This window comes from Nocardioides luteus (assembly GCF_000960475.2).
GTDB lineage: Bacteria > Actinomycetota > Actinomycetes > Propionibacteriales > Nocardioidaceae > Nocardioides > Nocardioides luteus_A.
In genome coordinates this window covers 1-1,118 of sequence record NZ_JZDQ02000079.1, presented here as the reverse complement: position 1 = coordinate 1,118, position 1,118 = coordinate 1, and the positions used below count along the sequence as shown (strand labels likewise).

At 67.4% G+C, this 1,118-nt stretch carries 1 protein-coding gene; it reads right to left on the bottom strand.

All coding sequences use genetic code 11. The features are described from left to right. Nucleotides 1-1,086 (bottom strand): HNH endonuclease signature motif containing protein (locus UG56_RS27350; RefSeq protein ID WP_256206945.1); only part of this gene is annotated, 1,086 nt, incomplete at its 3' end. Between the last annotated feature and the right edge of the window lie 32 nt (nt 1,087-1,118).

Here is a 1,118-nt window from a genome sequence, read left to right as displayed (position 1 = left end):
CAGCAGTGCCCCGTCGTTGAGGTTGGTCTTGCCTCCGGCGGCCCAGGGGTCGAGGTGGTGGGCGTCGCACCACTCCGGGGGCACGTCACAACCCTCGGCTTGGCAGCACTTGTGCTGGAGCCGGAGCGCCTTGCGTTGGATGGGCTGGAAGAGCCTGCTGTCCCGGCCGGCGTCGAGGACCTCGCTGTCACCGCCCAGGACCCAGGGGATGATGGTGGCGTTGCACGCCATCCGACGCGCCTCCGCTGCGCTGATCACGGTGCCGTTGGTCTCGTCGTAGCCGAGGGTGGCGATGCCGAGGCCCTTGCGGAGCTCCTCCAGGGAGATGACGACGTTGATGGTGGTGGCGTCGCCACCGTGGCGGGGCAGGCTGGCGGGGTCGATGGTCTCCAGGAGCCGGACGAAGCCCTGACCCATCAACCGTTCCCACGGCGGCAACGGAGCACCCTTGTCGAGGAGGTGCTGTTTGCGGGGCTGGGCGTAGGCCTCGACCAGTCGTTTGAACCGCATCCCGACCGAGGTCGGCAGCACGCCGTCGAACCCGATCGTGCCGTCATGGTTGTCCCAGACCCGCAACGCGGTCCTTTGTTGGGCACGTTCTTCCTCAGCCAACAGTGCCCTGGCTTCGGCATCCTCGAACCGGACCGGGTCGATCTCCCGCAAAATCCGTTTCCCGACCACACGGAGTTCGTTGGCGGTGAGCCGGCTTGCGTAGTCGACCAGGAGCTTCTCCGCCAGCACCAGATCCTCGGCGCTCGCGACCGGGTCGTTCTCGATCGCATCGAGCGCCGCCGTGATCACCCGCGCCTTGTTCTCCGACACCACGCCCTCGGCCAGGCCAGCGGCGACAAGGCCGTACTTCGCGACCCCGGCGGCGAGCTTGACCTGCGACCTCGCCGCGCCTTTGTCGACCAGTAGCTCGGCACGCATCCACCCCGAGGCGTCCTTGTCGCCAGTCTCTTCAGCGATGTCGCCAGCCGACGCGAGGACCCGAAGTTTCAGCGCCGCCTGTTGGGCCTGGAGCTTCTCCAACCGCTCGAGGAGGTTCTTCTTCTGCTCGGTGCGCCAATAGACGGGATCGCTCACGAGGAGGTCTCGGAGGGCGGCTTCGATGGCCG